This is a genomic window from Micromonospora antibiotica, assembly GCF_017599305.1.
GTDB classification, from domain to species: domain Bacteria; phylum Actinomycetota; class Actinomycetes; order Mycobacteriales; family Micromonosporaceae; genus Micromonospora; species Micromonospora antibiotica.
Map to the genome: position 1 here is coordinate 213003 of NZ_JAGFWR010000007.1, position 23569 is coordinate 236571.

Genomic DNA, 23569 nt, shown 5'->3' on the forward strand with positions numbered 1-23569 from the left:
TCCCGACACGCTCCGTACTGTTGTCGGAGTGACATGCTCGTTTCCATTGTGATATAGCGCATTAAGCGTGAATTCACGGAGTCCGAACTCGTTCTGGGTGAACGCCGGGTGACCTTGTGCGTTTGACCTGTCCGGCCGACGATTGGCCGACCAGGACGGACGTACGGCGGATCTCAGCCAACGCTCAGGTTCCGGGCCGTACCGTGAGCCGAATGAAATCGCCGCTGTCGGCTGCCCGGCTCCGCCGTGCCCTGCCCACCGGCCGCCGCGCGGTCGCCGCGTCGGTGGGCGTCGTCCTGCTGGCGGGGGTCGTCGGCTGGGCGGTCTGGCCGGACCGGCCGGATTTCCGTACCGAGTCGACCGCGCTCACCGTGCGCTCCGGGCCCGGCGGCGACGAGCCCGTCGACCTGGACACCACGTTCTACCTGCCGAGCGGTGCGTCGGCTGACCGGAAGGTCCCGGCCGTGCTGCTGGCGCACGGCTTCGGCGGTACGAAGGACTCCGTCCGCACCGACGCCGAGGACCTGGTGGGGCAGGGTTACGCGGTGCTGACCTGGACGGCGCGGGGCTTCGGCCGCAGCGGCGGGCAGATCCACCTGGACAGCCCCGACTACGAGGTGCGCGACGCCCAGCGGCTGCTGGACAGGCTGGCCGCCCGCCCCGAGGTGCGTACCGACGCCGCCGGTGACCCCCGGGTCGGGGTGGTCGGCGGCTCGTACGGCGGCGGACTGGCCCTGCTGCTGGCCGCGCAGGACCCCCGGGTCGACGCGATCGTCCCCATGATCACCTGGAACGACCTGTCCCGCGCCTTCCTGCCGGAGAACACCGGCAAGCCGGCCACCGAGGGCGTGTTCAAGAAGGGCTGGGCCGGCATCTTCTTCGGCGGTGGCGGCAGCGCCGGTTCCGGGCCGGCCGGGCTCTCCGGCAACACCGCCGCCGCCCAGCCGGAAGGGGCACCCGCGTCGGCCGGTGCGCCCAGCCCCCGGCCCGGTGGCGGACCGGGCAGCGGATCGTCGCGCGCCCCGGGGGCCGCCGCCGACCCGTCCTGTGGCCGGTTCGCCGCCGACGTCTGCGCCGCGTACCTGCGGATCGCCACCACCGGGCGGGCCGACCAGGCGGCGGTGGACCTGCTCCGGCGTTCCTCCCCGGCCGACGTGCTGGGCCGGATCAAGGCCCCCGCCCTGCTGGTGCAGGGCGAGGCGGACACCCTCTTCCCGCTCACCGAGGCGGACGCCAACGCGCGCGGCATCGCCGCCGCCGGCACCCCCGTGCGGGTGGCCTGGTTCACCGGCGGCCACGACGGCGGCACCGGCCCGACCAGCGACTCCGACCGGGTGAAGTACCTGACCGTGCAGTGGCTGGACCACTACGTCAAGGGCACCGGCGCGGCCCCCGGCGACGACTTCACGTTCTCCCGGATCGCCGGTTTCGACGCCCTCGACCGGGGCCTCGTCGCCACCGGTTACCGCACCGCCGACTATCCCGGGGTGACCGGGGACGCCCGACGCGAGGTGCCGGTCACCGGGCCGGCCCAACCGGTCGCCAACCCGCCCAACGGCAACCCGGCGGCGATCTCGGCGATCCCGTTCGCCGGGTCGCTCGGCTCCCTGCTCGACGGGGTCGCCGGCGACGTGCCCGGCCAGCACGCCCGGTTCGAGTCGACACCGCTGACCGAGGCGGTGGACGTGGTGGGTGCACCCACCGTCACCGTCCGGGCCGCGTCGGCGACCGGCGAGGCGGTCCTGTTCGCCAAGCTCTACGACGTCGACCCGGCCGGCGCGGCGACGCTGCCCGACGGGCTGGTCGCCCCGATCCGGTTGACCGGCCTGCCGGCCACCATCGACGCCGCGCAGCCGGTCCAGGTGACCCTGCCGGCGATCGTCCGCCGGGTCGAGGCCGGGCACCGGCTGCGGGTGGTGCTGGCCACCGCCGACCAGGCGTACACCACACCTGCCGAGCCGGCCGTCTACACGGTGGCGGTCGACGGGGCGGTGAGCCTGCCGACGGTCACCGCCACCCCGATCCCGACCACCGCCACGGTGTGGCGCTGGGTGCTGGTCGGCCTGCTGGCCGCGATCCTGATCGGGCTCGTCGTGGTCGTCGCCGTGGTCCGCCGTCGGCACCGCCGCCAGGACGACTCCGTCCATCCCGAGTACGCGGGCATCCCGCTCGCCGTCCGTGACCTGCGCAAGGAGTACGCGGACGGGTTCGTCGCGGTGTCCCGGGTGGACTTCGAGGTGCACCCCGGCCAGGTGATGGGGCTGCTCGGCCCGAACGGCGCCGGCAAGACCACCACCCTGCGGGTGCTGATGGGGTTGACCCAGCCGACCGCCGGGGAGATCTACGTCTTCGGACACCGGCTGGTGCCCGGCTCGCCGGTGCTGTCGCGGATCGGCGCGCTGGTGGAGGGGCCCGGCTTCCTGCCGCACCTGTCCGGCCTGGACAACCTGAAGGCGTACTGGCGGGCCACCGGCCGGCCGTGGGCCGACGCGCACTTCGACGAGGCGTTGGAGATCGCCGGCCTGGGTGACTCGGTGCACCGGCGGACCAAGAACTACAGCCACGGGATGCGGCAGCGGTTGGCCATCGCGCAGGCCATGCTGGGCCTGCCGGAGCTGCTGGTGCTCGACGAGCCGACCGACGGCCTGGACCCGCCGCAGATCGCCGAGATGCGCCGGGTCCTCCAGCGGTACGCCACCGACGGCCGGGCGGTGCTGGTCTCCAGTCACCTGCTGGCCGAGGTGGAGCAGACCTGCACGCACGCGGTGGTGGTCAACAAGGGCCGGATCGTCGCCTCGGGCCCGGTGGAGGAGATCGTCGGCGAGTCGCCGAGCACCCTGTTCGAGGTGACCGACCAGGCCGCCGCGCGGGCGGTGCTGAGCCGCCTCGACGGGGTCCGGGTGCTCGGCGCCGACGACGGCGGGGATGTTCCGCCGGGTGCGGGTGCGGTGGCCGGTGTCGGCACGGGGCCAGGTGACGGCGCTGCCGGTGCGGCGTCCGGCGCTGGTGACGGCGCTGCCGGCACGGAGCACGGCGCTGCGGCGGGTGCTGGTGCCGCTGGTGGCGGTGCAGGTGGTGGGCTGGTGGTGGACACCAACGGGACCGCGCGCAGCGAGGTGGTGGCCGAGCTGGTCCGGGCCGGGATCGGGGTGGACCGGGTGGTGCCACGGCGTCGCCTGGAGGACGCGTTCCTCGCCCTGGTGGGCGAGAACTCTCGGGGAAGCGGTGACCGGTGATGGCAGGTTCTTCGGTGGGCTCCCCCTCGGGCCGGGGCCCGGACGGCGGCACGACGGCGGGCGGCACGGCCTCCGTCGGCACGGCGCCGGGCGGGTCCGGGCGGGGATCGTTCGGGCCGGGTGGGGCGGCGGTCGGGTACCGGCCGGGGGTGACCCTGCCGTTCGGGGCGGAGTTCCGTCGGCAGGCGTCGCGGCGGCGTACCCAGTTGGCACTCGGGTTCATGGTGCTGCTGCCGTTGATCATTCTGGTGGCGTTCCAGTTCGAGTCCGGGGACGACGACGGCAGCGGGCGCGGCGAGTTCTCCAGCCTCGCCGACCTGGCCACCTCGGGCGGGCTCAACTTCACCCTCTTCTCGATCCTGGTGTCGGCGTCGTTCCTGCTGGTCGTGGTGGTGGCGCTGTTCTGCGGTGACACGGTGGCCAGCGAGGCGAGCTGGGGCAGCCTGCGTTACCTACTGGCGGTGCCGGTGCCCCGGGCCCGACTGTTGACGGTGAAGCTGCTGGTGGCGCTGGCGTACTCCGGGCTGGCCCTGCTGTTGTTGGCCGGCACGGCCCTGCTCTCCGGCACCCTGCGCTACGGCTGGTCGCCGCTGACCAGCCAGGTCGCCGCCGAGCTGACCCCGACCGAGGGGCTGGTACGGCTGCTGGCGGTGCTCGGCTACCTGGCGGTGGTCCTGCTGGTGGTGGCCGGGCTGGCGTTTCTGCTGTCGGTGGTCACCGATGCCGCGCTGGGCGCGGTCGGCGGCGCGGTACTGCTGTGGATCCTGTCCAGCATCCTGGATCAGATCACCGCGCTCGGAGCGCTGCGGGACTTCCTGCCGACCCACTACAGCAGCGCCTGGCTGGGCCTGCTGTCCACCCCGATGCAGACCGACGACGTGGTCCGGGGTGCGATCTCGGCGATCAGCTACGCCACCCTGTTCTGGGGGCTGGCCTTCTGGCGCTTCACCCGCAAGGACGTCACGAGCTGACCCGGCAGCCGCCCGATCGGCTGGCGAACGGGCCCGATGTTGCGTGGTCGCTGCCGGCCGGACCCGCCCTGCACCACCAGCACGTCTCCCCGTACGCCCGCACGCCCGCACGCCCGTACGCCCGTACGCCCGTACGCCCGTACGCCCGTACGCCCGTACGCCCGTACGCCGCAAGATCGTGCTCGATCCAGGATGTAGTGGTCTCCCGGCGATGCGATGCCACTACATCGTGGATCGAGCACGATCTTGAGCAGTGCATCGCGAGCGCGATCTTGCGCCTACCCCGTCTCCTTGGCAACGCAACGGCAACGGCAACGGCGGCGGTATTTGGCGGGGGTGGCGCGTTCAGGGGGTCAGTCGGCGGTGGGGAGGGAGACGGTGACCACCAGGCCGCCGTCGGGGCGGGGGACCGCGCGCACCGTTCCGCCGTGCGCCCGCGCCACCGCCCGGACGATGGACAGCCCCAGGCCGAAGCCCCGCTGACCGGCGACCCGTTCCCGGTTGAGCCGGCGGAACGGCAGGAACATCGTCTCGATCTCGTACCCGGGCACCACCGGCCCGCTGTTGCTGACGGTCAGGGTGGCCCGACCGTCGACCATGGCCGTGGCGACCGAGAGCCAGCCGCCGGTGTCGACGTTGTGCCTGACGGCGTTCTCCACCAGGTTCTGGGTGAGCCGTTCCAGCAGGACCGGGTCGCCGGCCGTCCGCGCCGGGGCCAGTTCGCGGGTGACGGCGAGCGTGGTGGACCGGCCGGTCTGCTCCGCGACGTGACCGGCGACCTCGGCGAGGTCCACCTCGGTGTGTTCGGCCAGCGCGTTCTCCGAGTCGGCGAGGGTGAGCAGCCCGTCGATCAGTCGTTCGTGGCGTTCGTTGACGGCCAGCAGGGTCTCGCCGAGCTGTCGTAGCTCGGGCGGGGCGTCCGGGCGGGTGATCGCCAACTCGACCAGGGACCGGTTGATCGCCAACGGGGTACGCAGCTCGTGGGAGGCGTTGGCGACGAAGCGCCGCTGACCGTCGAAGGACCGGTCGAGGCGTTCGAGCATCAGGTCGAAGGTGTCGGCCAGCTCCTTCACCTCGTCGGTCGGCCCGGCCAGGGCGATCCGTTCGTGTAGTCCCCGGCCGGCCCCGTCGGCTCCGGCGATGCGGCGGGCGGTGCCGGTGATCTGCTGCAACGGCTGCAACGCCCGGCCGGCGACCAGCCAACCGAACGCGACCGCGGCGATGGTCACCACGGCCAGGGCCACTCCGCCCTGGGTGAGCAGCGAGTCGAGGGCGTCCCGGCGGGCGTCGTCCTGCACCTGGCGGACGATGGCCCGCAGGTGTTCGGCCTGGTTGGCGTTGATCTGGGTGCCCTGGGGCAGCGAGATCGACTCCTTGCCACCGGTCCCGCGCAGGTTGAACCCGAGACCGTGGGCGAGCCGCTGGTCCACCAGCACGTACGTGACGGCGAGCAGTACCGTGCCGGCGAGCAGGAACAGGCCGCCGTAGATGAGGGTCAGCCTGGCCCGGATGGTCGGTTTCCTCATCGGATCTGGTATCCCACCCCGGGCACCGTCTCGATGACGGGCGGGTCGCCGAGCTTGCGCCGCAGCTTCATCACGGTGACCCGCAGCACGTTGGTCATCGGGTCGATGTGCTCGTCCCAGGCCCGTTCGAGGAGGTCCTCGGCGGAGACCACCGCGCCGTCGGCGCGTAGCAGCTCGGCCAGCACGCCGAACTCCTTGCGGGACAGCGGCACGAAGTTTCCGTCCCGGGTGACCTGCAACCGGGACGGGTCGAGGACGATCCCGGCCCGGGTCAGCTGCGGTGGGGCGGCGGGGCGGGTGCGTCGGGTCAACGCGTGCACCCGGGCGCTCAGCTCGACGAACGCGAACGGTTTGGTGAGGTAGTCGTCGGCGCCGATGGCCAGGCCGGCGACCCGTTCCCGGACGGCGGCGGCGGCGGTCAGCATCAGGATCCGGGTGTCCCGTTCGGCACTGACCAGGGCGCGGCAGACGTCGTCGCCGTGCACCACCGGCAGGTCCCGGTCGAGCACGACCACGTCGTACCCGTTGACGCCGATGCGTTCCAGGGCGGCGTCGCCGTCGTAGGCGACGTCGACCGCGAACGACTCCCGGCGGAGCCATTCGGCGATCGCGTCCGCGAGCAGTTTCTCGTCCTCGCACACCAGTACGCGCACCGTTCCATCCTCGCCTATGCCGGGATAACCACCGCGTTAACGTTGCCGTTTACGCCCTGGATACCGCCTCAGGAGTTGAGTTATCCCTAATGCCGGCTGTCTGCCGGTCGGAAGGGAGACCAACGATGCGACGAAATCAGCTGAGCCTGCTCCTGGCCCTGCCCGTGGTGGCGGTCCTCGCCCTGAGCGGCTGTCAGTCCGATGCCGCCGACGACTCCGGGGTGGCCAGCGCCGGTGGTGGGGGCGCGGAGCCCTCGCTCTCCGCCGCCGCGGCGATGAGCGACGAGGAACGCCAGCTCAAGTTCACCACGTGTCTGCGGGAACAGGGGCTCGACGTGCCGGACCCGCAGCCGGGGCAGAAGGGGCCCCGGTTCAACGGCGGGTCGGACGTGGACCCGGCCAAGGTGCAGTCGGCGCTGCAGCAGTGCCGCGAGTTCGCCCCCAACGGCGGGCAGCCCCGGCAGCTCGACGCGGGCCAGGTCGAGCAGGTCCGCAAGCTGGCCCGGTGCATGCGGGAGAACGGTGTGCCGAACTTCCCGGACCCGGCCGCCGACGGGCGCATCCAGCCCGGTCGGGCCGACATCGACCTGAAGGACCCGGCGGTGCGGACCGCGTTCGACAAGTGCCGGGAGACCGTGCCCAACCTCGGTGAACGTCGGGGGACGTCATGACCGGCGCACCCCGATCGGCTGACCCGTCCGTCACCGGCCCGGCTGCCGTCGGCCCGGCTGCCGCTGACCCGTCCCTCGCCGGCCCGTCCGCGGCAGGTCCGTCCCGCACCGAACTGCCCGGCGGCCCGCTCTCCGGCCAGCCCAGCGGGCCGTCCGCCGGCCCGTCCGGCCCGTCCGCCGGCCCGTCCGGCCCGTCCGCCGGCCCGTCCGGCCCGTCCAGCGGGCCTTCCGCCGGGTCTCCGGGCGGACCGTCCCCCGACCTGCCCGGTGGTCCGCCCTCCGACCCGCCCTCCGGGCCGCCCGGAGGGCCGGCTGCGTCACCGGTCCGGCGGCGACGCCCGCGACCGGTGTTCCTGCTCGGGGCGGCGGGGCTGCTCGTGGTGGCGGTGGCGGCAACGGCGGTCACCTTCGCCAGTGACGGCCACGCCGACCGTGCGACGTCGTCCGACCGCAGGCCGCCGTCGTCCGCCAAGGTCACCCGGCAGACCCTGGTCGACCGGGAGACCAAGAACGGCGAGCTGGGGTACGGCACCCCGCGCGCCCGGGACAGCCGGCTGAGCGGGACGGTCACCTGGCTCGCCGAGGGCGGTGCGACGGTCAAGCGGGGTAAGACGCTCTACCGGATCGACGACGAACCGGTGGTGCTGCTCTACGGTGGCCTGCCCGCGTACCGGGTGCTGCGTTCCGGGGTCAGCGGCACCGACGTCAAACAGTTCGAGCAGAACCTCGCCGCGCTCGGGCACGACGGTTTCACCGTCGACGAGGACTTCACCTCGGCGACCGCCGACGCGGTCCGGGACTGGCAGGAGGACCTGGGCCTGCCGGAGACCGGGCAGGTCGAGCCGGGCCGGATCGTCTACGCCCCCGGCGAGGTCCGGGTGGACAGCCACGGCGTGGAGGTGGGCGACACCGTCGGTGCGGGCAAGGTGGTCCTCTCGACCACCGGTACCACCCGCCTGGTCACCTGCACCCTCGACGTGGAGGACCAGCGGTTGGCCCGCAAGGGCGCGGAGGTGACCATCACGCTGCCCGACGGCACCCGCAGCACCGGCAAGGTCGACACGGTCGAGACGGTGGTGCAGACCTCGGCGGCCACGACGGGCAAGGACGCGGAGACCGACACCAAGATCGAGGTGACCGTCACCGGGGACGACGCCAAGGCGCTGGCCGGCTACGACAAGGCGGCGGTGGACGTCGGCCTCGTCGCCTCGGAACGCGCCGACGTGCTCACCGTGCCGGTCGCGGCACTGCTCACCCTGGCCGAGGGCGGCTACGGGCTGGAGGTGGTCGAGGAGGGTGGTACCCGGATCGTCGCGGTGCGTACGGGCCTGTTCGCCGACGGCCGGGTGGAGGTCTCCGGCGACGCGGTCACCGAGGGGCTGACCGTGGGGATGCCCGGTGACTGAGCCGCCCCGGGCCGACCACCCCGACCACGTGGTCGAGCTGCGTGACGTGACGAAACGCTACGGCGACACGGTCGCCGCCCTCGGTGGGGTGTCGATGAGCGTCGACCGGGGGGCCCTGGTGGCCATCGTCGGCCCGTCCGGCTCGGGGAAGTCCACCATGCTCAACGTGATCGGCACCCTGGACCGGCCCACCTCGGGCGCGGTCCACATCGACGGGTACGACGCCGCCCGGTTGTCCGACCGGGAGTTGTCCGCGCTGCGGGCCAGCCGGATCGGCTTCGTGTTCCAGCAGTTCCACCTGGCTGCCGGCGTACCCCTGGTGGAGAACGTGGCGGACGGCCTGCTCTATGCCGGGGTGCCCCGGCGGGAGCGGCGGCGGCGGGCGGAGGCGGCGCTGCGACGGGTCGGCCTGGGACACCGGCTGGACCACCGGCCGCACCAGCTCTCCGGCGGGGAGCGGCAGCGGGCGGCGATCGCCCGTGCGGTGGTCGGTGAACCGCCGCTGCTGCTGGCCGACGAGCCGACGGGCAACCTCGACTCCAGCTCCGGCGCGGGGGTGATGGAGCTGCTGCACGAGCTGCACGCGGCCGGTACCACCATCGTGGTGATCACCCACGACCGGGAGATCGCGGCGAGCCTGCCCCGGCAGGTGCAGATGCGCGACGGGCTGATCGTGGCGGACTCCGCCGCCCTGACCGAGGGGGTGCTGCGATGACCACCACGCCGCTGCGGTCGACGGGCGCGGCCCGGCGAAGCGGTGCTGGGCGACCGGAGCGGCTGCGACCGGCCCGGATGAGCCCGCAGGACGTGCTGCGGGTCGGTGGCGTGGGGCTGCGGACCCGGCCGCTGCGGGCGTTCCTGTCCGCCCTGGGCATCGCCATCGGCATCGCCGCGATGATCAGCGTGGTCGGCATCTCCTCGTCGTCCCGGGCCGACCTGGACCGGACGCTGGCCGCCCTGGGCACCAACCTGCTCACCGTCGCGCCGGGGAGCACCCTCTTCGGTGCGGACGCCCAGTTGCCGGTCGAGGCGGTCGGCATGATCAGCCGGATCGGCCCGGTACGCCAGGTGTCGGCGACCGCCCAGCTGGCCGACATGCCGGTCTACCGGTCGGACCGGATCCCGGCGGCGCAGACCGGTGGCCTCGGCACCCAGGCGGTGGAGCTGGACCTGCTCGACACCGTCGGCGCTTCACTGGCCAGCGGGACCTGGCTCAACGAGGCCACCGGGAGGTATCCGGCCACGGTGCTCGGGTCGGTGGCCGCGGAGCGGCTCGGCCTCGGCGCGGCCGGGCCGGACATCCGGGTCTACCTCGACGGGCGCTGGTTCACCGTGATCGGCATCCTGCGACCGGTCCCGCTCGCCCCGGAACTCGACTCGTCGGCCCTGGTCGGTTGGTCGGCCGCGACCACCTACCTGGGCCTGGACGGGCACCCGACCCGGATCTACACCCGTTCGGCCGAGCAGCACGTCGAGGCGGTCCGGGCGGTGCTGGCGGCGACGGCCAACCCGGAGCAGTCCAACGAGATCCAGGTTTCCCGGCCGTCCGATGCGCTCGCCGCCCAGCAGGCCACCGACGAGGCGTTCACCGGTCTGCTGCTCGGGCTGGGTGCGGTGGCGTTGCTGGTCGGCGGGGTGGGGGTGGCCAACACCATGGTCATCTCGGTGATCGAACGGCGGGCCGAGATCGGGTTGCGGCGGTCGCTGGGTGCCACCCGGGGGCAGATCCGCACCCAGTTCCTCGCCGAGTCGCTGCTGTTGTCCGCCCTGGGTGGGCTGGGCGGGGTGCTGCTCGGTGGCCTGGTCACCGCCGGTTACGCCGGTTCGCAGGGGTGGCCGACGGTGGTGCCGCTGTGGGTGGTGGCCGGCGGCATCGGGGCGACGATCGGCATCGGTGCGTTGGCCGGGCTCTACCCGGCGATCCGGGCCAGCCGGCTGGCCCCCACCGAGGCTCTCGCCACCCCCTGACCGCCCCGCCCGACGGGTGGCCCGGCGGCCGGTGGGGGACCTCACCGGCCGCCGGACCACGATCAGCCGGGCCGGCTCAACGCCGGCTCACCCGGATCAGTTCCCAGCCGCCCTTCGGGACGCCGGGCGTCGGGTCGGTGCGCAGGTTCATCGGGTTCGCCATCCCGAGATAGAGCGTGGAGCCGTCCACGACCATGGTGCGGACACCCTGGTTGAGCGGGTTGCCGAAGCCGCCGGTGTCGACGGCGCGGGCCGGCCGGCCGGGCGCGTCGAACGACCAGAGGTCCGCCCCGAAGGTCGGCGGGCTGGGCGCCGTGCCGGCCGGGGGCGTCGGCATCTCACCTTCCAGCGAGATGTAGGCGAAGTCCATGGTGCCGACGTAGAGCCGGCCGCCGGCCACCGCCATCTTCCAGGCGTACAGGTTGAACGGGTCGCCGAAGCCGGAGCCGCCGTAGACCGGGGTCGCCCCGGTCGGGGCCGGGGCCCACGCACCGACGCCGTTGTTCGCGGTCGGGTCGTACGCCGGCAGCGTCGACTCGCCGTAGAGCGTCTCGATCCGTTCGTGTGCGCCACCGAGGTCCTGGCCGCGGAAGACGGCGAACGCCCGCTGGGTGTTCTGCACGGTGGCCTGGAGCTGCGCCTGACTGCGCGGCGGGTACACCGACAGGTGCAGGGCGGTCGCCTGCAACGGCACGTGCATGGTCCCCCAGTGCAGCCGGCCGCCGTAGGAGGCGAGACCACCGAGGGCGTACGCCCGGCGGACCACCGGGTCGGGCTCGTAGTCGGCAGCGGACCAGACCTGCGCCCAGTTGCCGGCGTCCTCCGGGTTGAGTCCGGGTGCGCCGGCCGCCAGCGGCGGGCTCATCCAGATGCCGGCCAGGTCGGCCGGGTCGGTGTCGTCAACGGCACCGGTGTCCGCCGCCGGGGTGGCACCGACGGCGCGCGGTGCCTGCTCGCCCACGTCGGAGTACGACGGGCCGACCGGGGGCGGCGTCGGGAGGATGCCGGCTGCGGCGCGTTCGGCCGCCGAGCCGTCGACGATCGCCTTGGGCCAGGTCGAGACGTAGAGCCGCCCCTGGTGCTCGGTGAGGTCGGCGACCTGGGTGGGCAGGTCGGCGACCTCGGTGAAGGCGAACGGGTCGGTGCGGTCGCCGGTCCAGCGCAGCACCCGGCCGGCCTCGCCACCGTTGGCGCCCAGCCCGACCCCGGCGTAGAGCACGCCGCCGGCCACCACCCAGTGCCGGATGTTCTCGTACGCGGTGAGGTTGGTCGAGCCGAGGTAACGGCCGGTGACGGTGTCGAAGGCGAACACGTTCACCCCGCCGACCACGCTCGGGCCACCGAGCAGTACGACGCCCTGGTGGGCGGCGGCGCTACGCAGGCCGGCGGTGGTGTTCAGCAGGTTCGCGTCCGCCGGGGAGGCGGACGTGATGTCGGCGGTGCGTTCGGTGAGCCGTTCGGTGGCGAGGTCGTAGGTGTAGACCTCGGGGGTGCGGTGGTCGCCGAGGGTGGCGGGCAGGGCGGGGTTGCCCCGGGCCGGCTGGCTCTGACCGAACTCGCAGACGTAGTCGTCGTTGAGGATCGGTTCGCGGACCTGGTAGCCCTCGGGCTTCAGGCAGAGCACGTTCGCCCCGGTGCCGAACCAGAGCCGGCGGCCGGCCTGGGCGAGCCCCCAGACGTACGACTGGTTGACCTTGGGCTGTCCCACGGTGCAGGGCGGCCCGGGTGGATAGTCGACGCCGACGCCGGCAAAACACTCGTCAGCGGCTGCCTTGGCGAGCAGTCGTACCGTTTCGGGGCGAATGTCGGCGTGGGCCGGAGTGGCGAGCAAGGGCAGCAGGATCAGGGTGGCAAATGCGGGCAGCAGTCGTCCCGGTAGGGGTGGTCGACGTCGCACGGTGGTCCTTTCCGTGAACAAACGGTCGGGCTGGCGATAGCCGGGACGGGTGGGCTGGATCGCTCTCGACCAGGGGAGATGGGTAATCGGCGGTGCACCCGGAGGGGTGGTGCAGGTTGCCGGATCGCGTCGGTCGACGGGAATGGCAAATTGCCGGCGCGAGGTTACGGGCCGGCTCGGTGGGGTGGTTTTGGCGGGTGATTCCGAGGGTGGTTGTCGCAGTTCCGGGGGCAACGTGGTGCCGAGGCTAACGTATTACGCAGCCCGTTATCACCGGAAAAATTGTTAAGGATTTTTGAACTGGCGACCGTGCCGGCTACTGCCGTGAGTCGATGTCGAAGCGCGGCGCGGGGTGTCGGGGCCGGGCCTCGTGAAAATTGCTGACGGGTGGGGCGTTCCGGGTGTCGCGGGTAAACCGCGCCAACCGCCTGCTGTCGTCTGAAGTTGGCGTGCAGTGCGGACACCTCGCGCTGGCGGCGGTGTCGGGCCCGGGCCCCTCGCCGCTGGTCGGGTGGGCCGGGCCCGGTCGAGGTTCCCCGGTGACCTCCGGGTGGCTTCCCGCGCGAATTGCGTGCATATTCATTTTCCATAAACGCGGCGTATGAACTTCGTGACAGTTAATTCATAGTTAACAATCATTACATCCTGAGCCGCTCCGGCTCGCGGCGGGGAGGTGGTCGGGGTCGACCGGTGGTGGTGGTCGCGGGCGCGTGGGCCCGGCGTCACTCCCGACGAGACGTAGGGGTGACGCCGGGACGTCGGGGTGGGGTAATGTCTCGCGCCGAGACCTTCCCAGTAACAAAGAATTTATCGATTTAACTGCTTCGATGCCTCATCATGAGGGGACGTAATCCCTTCCATGGAGGTTCCCATGAACGTGTCTCGGCTCGGCGGGCCGACCCTCTCGCTGTACCGCATCGTCATCGGCCTGCTGTTCATGCTGCACGGCCTGTCCTCGGTCTTCGGGTTGTTCGGCGGCAACCCCGTGACCGGCAAGGCTGTCCCGGTCGGTGCCTGGCCCGGCTGGTGGGCCGCACTGATCCAGCTCGTCTGCGGTGCGCTGGTGCTGGCCGGGCTCTTCACCCGGCCCGCCGCGCTCCTCGCGTCCGGCTCGATGGCGTACGCCTACTTCGTGGTGCACCAGCCGGAAGGGCTGCTGCCGCTGCGCAACGGAGGCGAGCTGTCGGCGCTCTTCTGCTGGTCGTTCCTGCTGATCGCGGTGCTCGGCCCGGGCTCCTGGGCGCTGGACACGCTGCTCGCCCGCCGCAGCGCCGACGCCCCGTCGGCACCGGTAACGGAGCGAAGCTCGGTGCCGGCCTGACGTACTGACCGGCGTCGCCGGAGCCGCAACGAGGCGGCTCCGGCGACGCGTGCGGTCAGGGGTTGTACGGCGCGTCGGTGTGACTCACCTCGGCGAGGGTGCTGCCGGAGAGCTTGTAGACCGACGTCCGCTTGATGTCCAGCTCGGCCATGCCCCGGCTGGGGCTGCGGGTCAGCCAGACCACGGTGGCCTTGCGCCCGGCCACGCTGATCGAGACGACCGGGGTCCGGTCGCCGAGGTCGGTCAGCGCGCGGAACACCGGCAGGCCACCGCTGTTGCGCCACGCCGCGAGCGTGTAGAAGGTGCCGCTGCCCCCGGTCTTGATCGCCACCGCGCCCACCGCGTCCTCCGCGCCGTCGCCGTCGAGGTCACCGATGCCGCAGGGCTTCTGGAGCGTCACGGTGGCCCCGTCCTCGCCCGACCACTGCCCCCCGGCCAGCGGCAGGTAGTCCGGGTAGCCGTTGTAGGGCGTCTTGCTGCTGCCGAGCCGGGCCTCCGCCAGATGGGCGCAGGTCAACGGTGCCTTGACCGGCGCGGCGGCGGCGGTGGTCGGGGCGGCGGCCGGCGGGGTGGTGGGGGCGGCCTTCTTCACCTCCGGCGAGGGAGCCCCGCTGGTGGGAGTCGCCTCGGGCGAGACCTGACTCAGCACCGAGGCGGTGGAGGGCCCGGTGGACGGGCCGACGGTGGACGCGGCCTCGTCCGTCCCGCCCTGCTCACCCCCGCAGGCGGCGGTCAGTAGGCAGACCATGGTGAGGGTCGCAAGGCTCGACGGGATCCGTCGCATGGGCGGGGGGTCCTCTCTCGACGTCAGGTCTCCCGCACCGTACTGATCGATGGCAATGTCGGTCATCGGCTCGTCGGCCGGCCCCCCACCGGCCTGTCGGAGCGCGGTCAGGGGCCGACCGGAGGGCCGGTGCGCGGCTCCGCACAAGGGCGTACTGAGCTGGAAACTTGCCCGAAACATCAATGGCTTCCGGTGCGGCCGGCGCACGCCCCGCCGGCAGGTGGTTCACACCGTGGGAAGCAGACTGGGCGATGGCGGCGAAGCTGCCTAGACTCGACGGCACAACTGCATACCTCATCCAGAGGGGCTGAGGGATACGGCCCGACGACGCCCCGGCAACCACCCCGCGCGCTCATCGCTGAGCGTCCCGCGGGGCAGGTGCCAATTCCGTCCCCGCCGCAGGGTGCGATGCGGGGAAAGATGAGAGGAATCCGCCATGACGTCGACGCTCGCCGCCCCCGGTATCGACACCACCGCCAGCCCGGCCCGCGCCCTGGTCTGCCGCGCCTGCTCCGCCCGCTACCCGCTCGCCGCGCAGCACGCCTGTTACGAGTGTTTCGGCCCGCTGGAGGTCGACTACGACACCGCCGCGCTGGCCGCCGTCACCCGGGAGCAGATCGAGGCCGGCCCGCAGAACATCTGGCGGTACGCCGCCCTCCTGCCCGCCGGCCAGGACCCGGCCACCCGGGTCACCCTCGACCCGGGGCTCACCCCGCTGGTGGCGGCCCCGAACCTCGCCGCCGAACTCGGCATCAGCGCGCCGCTGTGGGTCAAGGACGACAGCGCCAACCCGACCCACTCGTTCAAGGACCGGGTCGTCTCGGTGGCGCTGACCGCCGCGAAGGCGCTCGGCTTCACCCGGTTCGCCTGCGCCTCGACCGGCAACCTGGCCAACTCGGTGGCCGCCCACGCGGCCCGCGCCGGAGCGCCCTCGGTGGTCTTCATCCCGGGTGACCTGGAGCAGGGCAAGGTGATCACCACCGCCGTCTACGGCGGCGACCTGGTCGCCATCGACGGCTCGTACGACGACGTGAACCGGCTCTGCGGGGAGCTGGTGGAGACCGACGAGTTCGAGGACACCGCGTTCGTCAACGTCAACGTCCGGCCCTACTACGCCGAGGGCTCCAAGACCCTCGGGTACGAGGTGGCCGAGCAGCTCGGCTGGCGTATCCCGGCCCAGGTGGTCGTCCCGATGGCCTCGGGCGAGCTGCTCACCAAGATCGACAAGGCGTTCTCCGAGCTGGTCGAGATCGGGCTGGTCGAGGCGCCCGCCGGGGGTTGGAAGGTGTTCGGCGCCCAGTCGGCCGGCTGCAACCCGATCGCCGCCGCCCTGCACGCGGACACCGACACCATCACCCCGGTCCGGCCGACCGGCATCGCCAAGTCGCTCAACATCGGCGACCCGGCCGCCGGCCTGTACGCCCTGGAGGCGGTGCGGCGGACCGGCGGCTGGATGGAGTACGTCGACGACGAGGAGATCCGCGCCGGCATCCGGTTGCTGGCCCGCACCACCGGGGTCTTCGCCGAGACGGCCGGCGGGGTGACCGTTGCGGTGCTGCGCAAGCTCGTCGAGTCCGGCCGGCTCGACCCGACCGCCGAGACGGTCGTGTTCAACACCGGGGAGGGCCTGAAGACCATCGACGCGGTCGCCGGCCAGGTCGGCCCCACCCACCGGATCAAGCCGTCCCTGCGGGCCGCCCGCGACGCCGGCCTCCTCTCCTGATCCCCGGGCGAGTTGATCTCCGGGTGACCGGAATTTCGCGGTGAGTGGCGAAAACCCGCCGGGAAGGACTTGACGGCAGGAACCGGGCGGCGCAAGATGCTCCGTGCGGGAGGGCTTTCGCCGGAGACTTTTCAAGTTCTTGCGACCCAACGCCGGAGGCGTTGTGCGAACGTCCCTCCCGACCAACGTGCAAGGGGGCCAGCGGAAATCCGCTGGCCCCCTTCGTCGTCGACAGGCAGACTCCCGGCGTGACCGTGGACATCGCAGCAATCGATCCGACCGACCAGCCGGCCCTCGACGCGGTCTACCGGATCGCGGCCACGGTCGAAGCGACGGAGTCACCCGACCTGCCGCCGCTGTGCCGTCGCCGGTTCGAGGCGCCGCTGCGGCACCCGATGCCCGGCATCGACACCCGCTGGTCGGTGGCGCGACTGGACGGCGTGGTCGCCGGCTGGGTCCGGCTCAACCTCCACCTGCTGGACAACACCGACAACGCCAGCGTCGAGCTGGTGGTGGACCCGGCGCACCGGCGGGCGGGAGTGGGGCGGGCGTTGTTCACGCACGCCCGCGAGCAGCTGCGGGAGGCCGGCGGCAAGCGGATGGTCGGCTCCGCCGTGGCCGCGCTGCCCGGCGAGCCGGGTGGACAACTGCCCGGGGCGGCCTTCGCGGCGGCGCTCGGCGCGAAGGCGGCGCTGGTCGACGTCCGTCGTCGACTCGACGTCACCGCGCTCGACCGGGACCGGCTGGCGGCGCTGCGGGCCGGGGCGCGCTCGGCCGTCGCCGGCTACCGCACGGTCCGCTGGCACGGGCACCCGCCGTCGGAGCACCTCGCCGACCTCGCCTACCTGGAGGGCCGGATGATGACCGACGCACCCCTGGGTGACCTGGAGTGGGAACCCGAGCGGATGGACGCCGAGCGCATCCAGGGCATGGAGCGGGCGCTGGACGCGCGGGGCGTCCGCCGCTACAGCGTCGCCGCCGTGCACGAGTCGTCCGGCCGGTTGGTCGCGTGGACCGTGCTCAGCCTGGCCGCGAACACCACCCGGCACGCCTGGCAGCAGATCACCATCGTCGACCCGGCCCACCGGGGGCGCCGGCTCGGGCTGCTCTGCAAGGCCGAGAACCTCCAACACACCCTGACGTACGAGCCGGAGCTGAGCGTGGTCGACACCTACAACGCGGCGGCGAACACCCACATGATCGCGATCAACGAGCTGCTCGGGTTCCGGCCGGTTGCCGGGTCCACGGAGTGGCAGTCGACCATCTGATCTGTGACACGCCCCTACTGATCTGGTCATCATCTGTTGCATGATGGCGGGCATGACGGAGACCCCGCACCCGCTGTACGACAGGCACGCCGACACCCTGCACCGCGCGCTGACCGCGATCACCGAACGCGGGTACTGGTCCGCCTACCCCGAATCGCCCAGCCCCCGGGTGTACGGCGAGACCGCCGCCGCCGACGGGAAGGCCGCCTTCGAGGCGTACCTCGGTGGCGACTTTCCGCTCGACCAGCCCGGCACGGCCGACCGGGTCGCCACCGAGACGAGCCCGTTCGGGGTGGCCCTGGACGTGCGCTACCCGCACCCGGGCGCCGACGAGGTGGTCGCCGCCGCCTCCGCCGCCCTGCCGGCCTGGCGCGACGCCGGCCCGCAGACCCGGGTGGGGGTGTGCCTGGAGATCCTCGACCGGTTGCACAAGCACGTCTTCGAACTGGCCAACGCGGTGCAGTTCACCAGCGGCCAGGCGTTCGTGATGGCGTTCCAGGCCGGCGGCGCACACGCGCTGGACCGGGCCCTGGAGGCGATCGCCTACGCGTACGCCGAGATGACCCGGCACCCCGGGACGGCCAGCTGGGAGAAGGCCGCCGGCAAGGGCGACCCGCTGCGGATGACCAAGACGTTCCACGTGGTGCCGCGCGGGGTGGCCCTGGTGATCGGCTGCAACACCTTCCCGACCTGGAACTCGTACCCCGGGCTGTTCGCCTCACTGGTCACCGGCAACCCGGTCGTGGTCAAGCCGCACCCGCGCGCGGTGCTGCCCCTGGCGATCACCGTGAAGTACGCCCGGGAGGTGCTCGCCGAGGCCGGCTTCGACCCCGACCTGGTGCTGCTCGCCCCCGAGGCCCCCGGCGAGAAGCTCGCCTCGACCCTCGCCCTGCACCCCGCCGTGAAGATCGTCGACTTCACCGGCTCCACCGGGTACGGCGACTGGCTGGAGGCCAACGCCCGGCAGGCGACCGTCTACACCGAGAAGGCCGGCCTGAACACCGTCGTCATCGACTCCACCGACGACTTCGCCGGCATGTGCCGCAACCTCGGTTTCACGCTGACCCTCTACAGCGGGCAGATGTGCACCACCTCGCAGAACATCCTCATCCCCGCCGCCGGCATCGCCACCGACCAGGGGCACAAGAGCTTCGACGAGGTGGCCGCCGGCATCGCCGCCACCGTCGGCAAGCTCACCGCCGACCCGGCCCGGGGCGTCGAGCTGACCGGGGCGATCGTCAACGACGGAGTCCTGGAACGCCTCGACGAGGTCACCAAGGTCGGCGAGGCGGTGCTGGAGTCGCGTACCGTCACGCACCCCGCGCTGCCCGACGCGGTGGTCCGGACGCCGACCATCGTCAAGCTCGCCGCCACCGACACCGAGGTCTACGGCCGGGAATGGTTCGGGCCGATCTCCTTCGTCATCGCCACCGACTCGACCGCGCACAGCATCGAGATCCTGCGGTCCACCGTCGGAGAGTCCGGCGCGCTGACCGCCGCCGTCTACTCCACCGACGAGGCGGTGCTGGACGCCGTCGAGGCCGCCGCTATCGACGTCGGGGTGCACCTGTCGGCCAACCTCACCGGTGGGGTCTTCGTGAACCAGTCCGCCGCTTTCTCGGACTTCCACGGCAGCGGCGCGAACCCGGCCGCCAACGCCGCCCTCACCGACGGCGCGTACGTGGCCAACCGTTTCCGCATCGTCCAGTCCCGCCGCCCCGCCTGACCCCACCGTCCCCGTCCCACGCCCCTGCCCTCCCAACCACCCCCACCCCCGTCCGCGCTCCGGCTGCGGGCGGGGGTGGTCGGTGTTCGGCGTTCGGTGGTCCGTGGTCCGTGGTCCGTGTTCGGTGTTCGGTGGTGGTCCGTGGTCGGTGATCAAGAGGTTTACGTCATCCTGAGTGGCTGATTTGACGTAAACCTCTTGATCACCGGCGCGGCCCGGCGCGGCCCGGCCTGGCCCGGTCCGGCGCGGCCTGGCGCGGGGTTTGGGGGTGGGGGTCAGGCGGGGCGGCGCATCTGGAGTTCGTTGAGGGCGGGGATCTTGGGGTGCGGGACGCGGACGCCGGTGTCGGTGAAGCCCAGACGGTGGTAGGCCCGGTAGGCGCGGTCGTTGCCGACCACCACCTCGAGCATGAGCTGTGGTCGGCCGCAGGCGCGCGACCAGGCGGCGACCTCGTCGATCAGCGCGCCGAGTAGGCCGGTGCCCCGCCACGAGGGGTTCACGTAGACCGCGTAGACGACCGTGAGGTCCGGCTCGTCGGGGGAGACGGTGCCGCCCGCGTGGCCGACCAGCCGGCCGCCGGGATCGGCCACGAACTGGGCGGTGTGGCACCCCTGGGACACGTACGCGATCCGGGCCGCGTAGTCGGCGTGCGGGCGGGCGGCGGCCTCGGCGACGGTCTCCAGGAAGGCCAGCGGCGCATCCGCGAGCATCTCCAACCGCAGCGCCCGCATCCGGGCGGCGTCCTGCGGGCGCACCCGGTGCACGGGCGCCGTCCGGGTCACCGGTGGGGCCGGGGCAGATGTCATGTGCGCATGCATACCGCAGCGATGAACGCCGATGGGTAACCGGGTCGATACCCGTCCGATTTAGACCGATTTGAGGTCGTGCGCGGTCGTCACTCCTCGTGTAGCGTGCGATTTCGGTCACCGATTCAGCGGCCTTCACCGACCGCCGAAACGGTGGTTCTCCGCTGTCGGCCCGCCGGCATCCCGGGGTTGTGGAACGCCGCGCAGAGTGAGGAAGTGCACCGTGGCACAGGGCACCGTCAAGTGGTTCAACTCCGAAAAAGGCTACGGCTTCATCGCCGTCGACGGCGGGCAGGACGTCTTCGTCCACTTCTCCGCCATCGAGATGGACGGCTACAAGGCGCTCGACGACGGTCAGCGGGTGGAGTTCGAGATCGCCCAGGGCCAGAAGGGGCCGCAGGCCGAACGGGTCCGCGTCATCGCCTGACCTTCCTGCGGGCCCCACCCGCCGGGCCGCCCGTGGGACGGTTGGCGGCGGGGGTCGGTGCGGGGAAAGATCGTGAACCGTCCAGGCGTCCTCGCTGAGGAGGGTTCATGTCCGACCAGTCACCTCCGGGTCCACCCGGCCCCGCTGCCGGGTCGCCGGGCGGACCATGGGGCCTGCCGCCGGGGGGTCCGCCGTCGGGCCAACCCTCGTGGGGTCCGCCGTCGTGGGATCCGTCCGCAGCGGGGCCGCTGGGCTGGGGCTATCCGGCTCCCGGTGGCCCGTACCCGGGCTATCCCCCGGGTGCCGACGGCGGTTTCCCGCCGCTCGGGGGCCATCCGCCGGTCGCCGGGGGCGGCTCCTGGGGGCCGGCGGACCCGCTGGTCAATCCGCCGTACGCCGGGCTGGAAGGCTGGTTCGCCCGGTGCACCGGCGCGTTGCGTCGAAGTTGGCGGACCCTGCTGCCGTTGATGCTGCTCACCCAGGTCGTGCCGGCGGTGGCGGTGTCCCTGCTCTCCCTCGGCACGGGGCCCGACGCCGCCCCGCTGCCCGCCGACGGCTCGATTCCCGACGGCTACCTCAGTGACCTGGTGATCTACGGGGTCTCGGTGCTCCTGGTCGCGCTGGCCTTCGGGGTGGTGCAGGGCATCGGCTGGGCGGGTGGCACCTGGGTGGTGGCCCGGCAGGCCGCCGGCCAGCCGGCCGACCTGCCCGGCGCGCTGCGCTACGGCGCGCGCCGCTGCCTCGGCCTGTGGGGCTGGATGCTGGTGCTGGGCCTGCTCATCGGCGTCGGCTTCTGCCTGTGCCTGCTGCCGGGCATCTACCTGGCGTTCGCCCTCGCGCTCGCCGGCCCGGTCTACCTGTTCGAGGGGCAGAACCCGATCGGGCGCTCGTTCCGCATGTTCCACGACCGGTTGGGCATGGTGCTCGGCCGGGTGGCGCTGGTCGCACTGGCGGTGCTGCTCGGCAGCGTGCTCGGCGGGGTGGTGGAGTCGGTCGGCACCGTGCCGTTCGGCACCGACCCGTTCACCGCGCCCGGCACCGCCGTGGGTGCGGTGGCGGTGATCCTGGTGAGCGCGGTGCTGGTCGTGCCGGTCTACCTGGTGCAGCTGGTCGGCCTGGTCGTGACGTACGCCGAGCAGCGCGCGCAGGAGGGGCCGGTGAACGTCGTGCGACTGGTGGCGGAACTCGGCTGACCGGCCCCATCGTGCTTGCACTCGGCAGGGGAGAGTGCTAAACAGGTCATTGGCACTCGCATACGGTGAGTGCCAATGGTCGGGGCGGTAGGGCCACGGTCACATCGGCGTCTCGATGGCGTCGGGTGGCACATGGCCGGTCGTCGCGGGCTGTCCGGCCCGACCGAGGAGGACGTCGTCGTCGCCAGGTGGCGACGTCCCCAAGGTGCGTACACCAGGCGGCCCGTCCGGGGACACAACCCCCGGGTGGCCCGTGAGTGTCCAGGAGGACAACGCCGTATGGCCAAGATGATCGCGTTCGACGAAGAGGCTCGCCGCGGCCTCGAGCGGGGCATGAACCAGCTCGCCGACGCCGTAAAGGTGACCCTCGGCCCCAAGGGCCGCAACGTGGTGCTCGAGAAGAAGTGGGGTGCCCCCACCATCACCAACGATGGTGTGAGCATCGCCAAGGAGATCGAGCTCGAGGACCCGTACGAGAAGATCGGCGCCGAGCTGGTCAAGGAGGTCGCCAAGAAGACCGACGACGTCGCCGGTGACGGCACGACGACGGCGACCGTCCTGGCCCAGGCCCTGGTGCGCGAGGGTCTGCGCAACGTGGCCGCCGGTGCCAACCCGATGGCCCTGAAGCGGGGCATCGAGGCTGCCGTGGCCAGCGTCTCGGAGGAGCTGTCCAAGCTCGCCAAGGACGTCGAGACCAAGGAGCAGATCGCCTCCACCGCCTCCATCTCCGCCGGTGACAGCACCGTCGGCGAGATCATCGCCGAGGCGATGGACAAGGTCGGCAAGGAAGGCGTCATCACCGTCGAGGAGAGCAACACCTTCGGGCTGGAGCTGGAGCTCACCGAGGGCATGCGCTTCGACAAGGGCTACATCTCCGCGTACTTCATGACCGACCCGGAGCGTATGGAGGCCGTCTTCGACGACCCCTACCTGCTCATCGTCAACAGCAAGATCTCCTCGGTGAAGGACCTGCTCCCGATCCTGGAGAAGGTCATGCAGTCGGGCAAGCCGCTGCTGATCATCTCCGAGGACATCGAGGGCGAGGCCCTGGCGACCCTGGTCGTCAACAAGGTCCGGGGCACCTTCAAGTCGGTCGCCGTCAAGGCGCCGGGCTTCGGTGACCGCCGCAAGGCCATGCTCGCCGACATCGCCATCCTCACCGGTGGCCAGGTCATCAGCGAGGAGGTCGGCCTCAAGCTGGACGCCGTCGGCCTCGACATGCTGGGCCGCGCCCGCAAGGTCGTGGTGACCAAGGACGAGACCACCATCGTCGACGGTGCCGGCGACGCCGACCAGATCCAGGGCCGGGTCAACCAGATCCGGGCCGAGATCGACAAGAGCGACTCCGACTACGACCGCGAGAAGCTGCAGGAGCGGCTGGCCAAGCTGGCCGGCGGCGTCGCGGTGATCAAGGTCGGCGCGGCCACCGAGGTCGAGCTGAAGGAGCGCAAGCACCGCATCGAGGACGCCGTCCGCAACGCGAAGGCCGCCGTCGAGGAGGGCATCGTCCCGGGTGGTGGCGTCGCGCTGGTGCAGGCCGGCAAGACCGCCTTCGACAAGCTGGACCTGGCCGGCGACGAGGCGACCGGTGCGCAGATCGTCAAGATCGCGCTGGACGCCCCGCTGCGGCAGATCGCCGTCAACGCCGGCCTGGAGGGTGGCGTGGTCGTCGAGCGCGTCCGCAACCTGGACGCCGGTCACGGCCTCAACGCCGCCAGCGGTGAGTACGTCGACCTGCTGGCCGCGGGCATCATCGACCCGGCCAAGGTGACCCGGTCGGCGCTGCAGAACGCCGCGTCGATCGCGGCGCTCTTCCTCACCACCGAAGCCGTCGTGGCGGACAAGCCGGAGAAGACCCCGGCCGCCCCGGCTGGCCCGGGTGGCGGGGACATGGACTTCTGAGTCCAGCTCCAACGCCGAACGGGGCGGGCCGCGCGAGCGGTCCGCCCCGTTCCGTGTCCGGGGACCGTACCCAGCCGGGCCGGCTCACTCC

At 72.3% G+C, this 23569-nt stretch carries 17 protein-coding genes, 1 pseudogene and 1 riboswitch; of the genes and pseudogenes, 13 read left to right on the top strand and 5 right to left on the bottom strand.

Features of this window, described 5'->3' with window-relative positions; translation table 11 throughout:
- Positions 1-212: 212 nt before the first annotated feature.
- Together JQN83_RS15465 and JQN83_RS15470 are read left to right on the top strand one after the other, a co-directional pair.
- Positions 213-2918 (top strand): annotated as a pseudogene (locus JQN83_RS15465) (alpha/beta fold hydrolase); the annotation flags it as partial.
- A gap of 467 nt (positions 2919-3385) precedes the next feature.
- Entirely contained in the window at positions 3386-4207 is an 822-nt protein-coding gene (locus tag JQN83_RS15470; RefSeq protein WP_372444040.1) for an ABC transporter permease, read from the top strand.
- A gap of 353 nt (positions 4208-4560) precedes the next feature.
- On the opposite strand, the gene JQN83_RS15475 is transcribed toward JQN83_RS15470, so the two are convergent.
- Together JQN83_RS15475 and JQN83_RS15480 are read right to left on the bottom strand one after the other, a co-directional pair.
- Positions 4561-5733, bottom strand: a complete 1173-nt coding sequence (locus JQN83_RS15475) for a sensor histidine kinase (RefSeq protein WP_208567839.1) — start codon at positions 5731-5733, stop codon at positions 4561-4563.
- Positions 5730-6386, bottom strand: coding sequence for a response regulator transcription factor (locus tag JQN83_RS15480; protein ID WP_208567840.1), 657 nt, complete (start codon positions 6384-6386; stop codon positions 5730-5732). Before JQN83_RS15480 ends, JQN83_RS15475 begins: the two co-directional genes overlap by 4 nt.
- Before the next feature lie 125 nt (positions 6387-6511).
- On the opposite strand from JQN83_RS15480, the gene JQN83_RS15485 reads away from it, so the two are divergent.
- The 4 genes from JQN83_RS15485 (at position 6512) to JQN83_RS15500 (ending at position 10431) form a co-directional block, all read left to right on the top strand.
- Positions 6512-7057 carry a hypothetical protein gene (locus tag JQN83_RS15485; protein WP_208567841.1) on the top strand — a complete coding sequence of 182 codons (546 nt, stop codon included), beginning with the start codon at positions 6512-6514 and terminating at the stop codon, positions 7055-7057.
- Positions 7058-7404: 347 nt separating this feature from the next.
- Positions 7405-8463 carry an efflux RND transporter periplasmic adaptor subunit gene (locus tag JQN83_RS15490; protein ID WP_208567842.1) on the top strand — a complete coding sequence of 353 codons (1059 nt, stop codon included), beginning with the start codon at positions 7405-7407 and terminating at the stop codon, positions 8461-8463.
- 28 nt (positions 8464-8491) lie between these two features.
- Positions 8492-9178 carry an ABC transporter ATP-binding protein gene (locus JQN83_RS15495; protein WP_208567932.1) on the top strand — a complete coding sequence of 229 codons (687 nt, stop codon included), beginning with the start codon at positions 8492-8494 and terminating at the stop codon, positions 9176-9178.
- Positions 9179-9255: 77 nt separating this feature from the next.
- A complete protein-coding gene (locus JQN83_RS15500) occupies positions 9256-10431 on the top strand; it encodes an ABC transporter permease (RefSeq protein WP_208567933.1) in 1176 nt (391 codons plus the stop codon).
- Positions 10432-10507: 76 nt separating this feature from the next.
- Here JQN83_RS15500 and JQN83_RS15505 read toward each other — a convergent pair whose 3' ends face one another.
- A complete protein-coding gene (locus tag JQN83_RS15505) occupies positions 10508-12328 on the bottom strand; it encodes a hypothetical protein (protein WP_208567941.1) in 1821 nt (606 codons plus the stop codon).
- Between the two features lie 871 nt (positions 12329-13199).
- On the opposite strand from JQN83_RS15505, the gene JQN83_RS15510 reads away from it, so the two are divergent.
- A complete protein-coding gene (locus JQN83_RS15510) occupies positions 13200-13649 on the top strand; it encodes a DoxX family protein (protein WP_208567843.1) in 450 nt (149 codons plus the stop codon).
- Between the two features lie 55 nt (positions 13650-13704).
- On the opposite strand, the gene JQN83_RS15515 is transcribed toward JQN83_RS15510, so the two are convergent.
- Entirely contained in the window at positions 13705-14433 is a 729-nt protein-coding gene (locus tag JQN83_RS15515; RefSeq protein ID WP_208567844.1) for a hypothetical protein, read from the bottom strand.
- Between the two features lie 291 nt (positions 14434-14724).
- Positions 14725-14860: riboswitch (SAM riboswitch) on the top strand.
- A gap of 9 nt (positions 14861-14869) precedes the next feature.
- On the opposite strand from JQN83_RS15515, the gene thrC reads away from it, so the two are divergent.
- From thrC to paaN, 3 genes are all read left to right on the top strand, one after another.
- The gene (thrC, locus tag JQN83_RS15520; RefSeq protein WP_208567845.1) at positions 14870-16156 is read left to right on the top strand and encodes a threonine synthase; all 1287 of its coding nucleotides are present in this window, start codon (positions 14870-14872) and stop codon (positions 16154-16156) included.
- 248 nt (positions 16157-16404) lie between these two features.
- Positions 16405-17424, top strand: a complete 1020-nt coding sequence (locus JQN83_RS15525; protein ID WP_208567846.1) for a GNAT family N-acetyltransferase — start codon at positions 16405-16407, stop codon at positions 17422-17424.
- Positions 17425-17476: 52 nt separating this feature from the next.
- The gene (gene paaN, locus JQN83_RS15530) at positions 17477-19150 is read left to right on the top strand and encodes a phenylacetic acid degradation protein PaaN (protein WP_208567847.1); all 1674 of its coding nucleotides are present in this window, start codon (positions 17477-17479) and stop codon (positions 19148-19150) included.
- Positions 19151-19425: 275 nt separating this feature from the next.
- Here the strand turns inward: paaN and JQN83_RS15535 are convergent, their stop codons facing one another.
- Positions 19426-19956 carry a GNAT family N-acetyltransferase gene (locus JQN83_RS15535; RefSeq protein WP_208567848.1) on the bottom strand — a complete coding sequence of 177 codons (531 nt, stop codon included), beginning with the start codon at positions 19954-19956 and terminating at the stop codon, positions 19426-19428.
- A 223-nt stretch (positions 19957-20179) separates the two neighbouring features.
- Between JQN83_RS15535 and JQN83_RS15540 the strand changes: the two genes are divergently transcribed.
- The 3 genes from JQN83_RS15540 (at position 20180) to groL (ending at position 23478) form a co-directional block, all read left to right on the top strand.
- Positions 20180-20383: a cold-shock protein gene (locus tag JQN83_RS15540; protein WP_067305333.1), complete on the top strand. Its 204-nt coding sequence runs from the start codon at positions 20180-20182 to the stop codon at positions 20381-20383.
- Between the two features lie 107 nt (positions 20384-20490).
- Positions 20491-21576 (top strand): hypothetical protein, encoded by a 1086-nt coding sequence (locus tag JQN83_RS15545; RefSeq protein ID WP_208567849.1) that lies wholly within the window; start codon positions 20491-20493, stop codon positions 21574-21576.
- A 279-nt stretch (positions 21577-21855) separates the two neighbouring features.
- Positions 21856-23478 (top strand): chaperonin GroEL, encoded by a 1623-nt coding sequence (gene groL / locus JQN83_RS15550; RefSeq protein ID WP_208567850.1) that lies wholly within the window; start codon positions 21856-21858, stop codon positions 23476-23478.
- Positions 23479-23569: the final 91 nt, after the last annotated feature.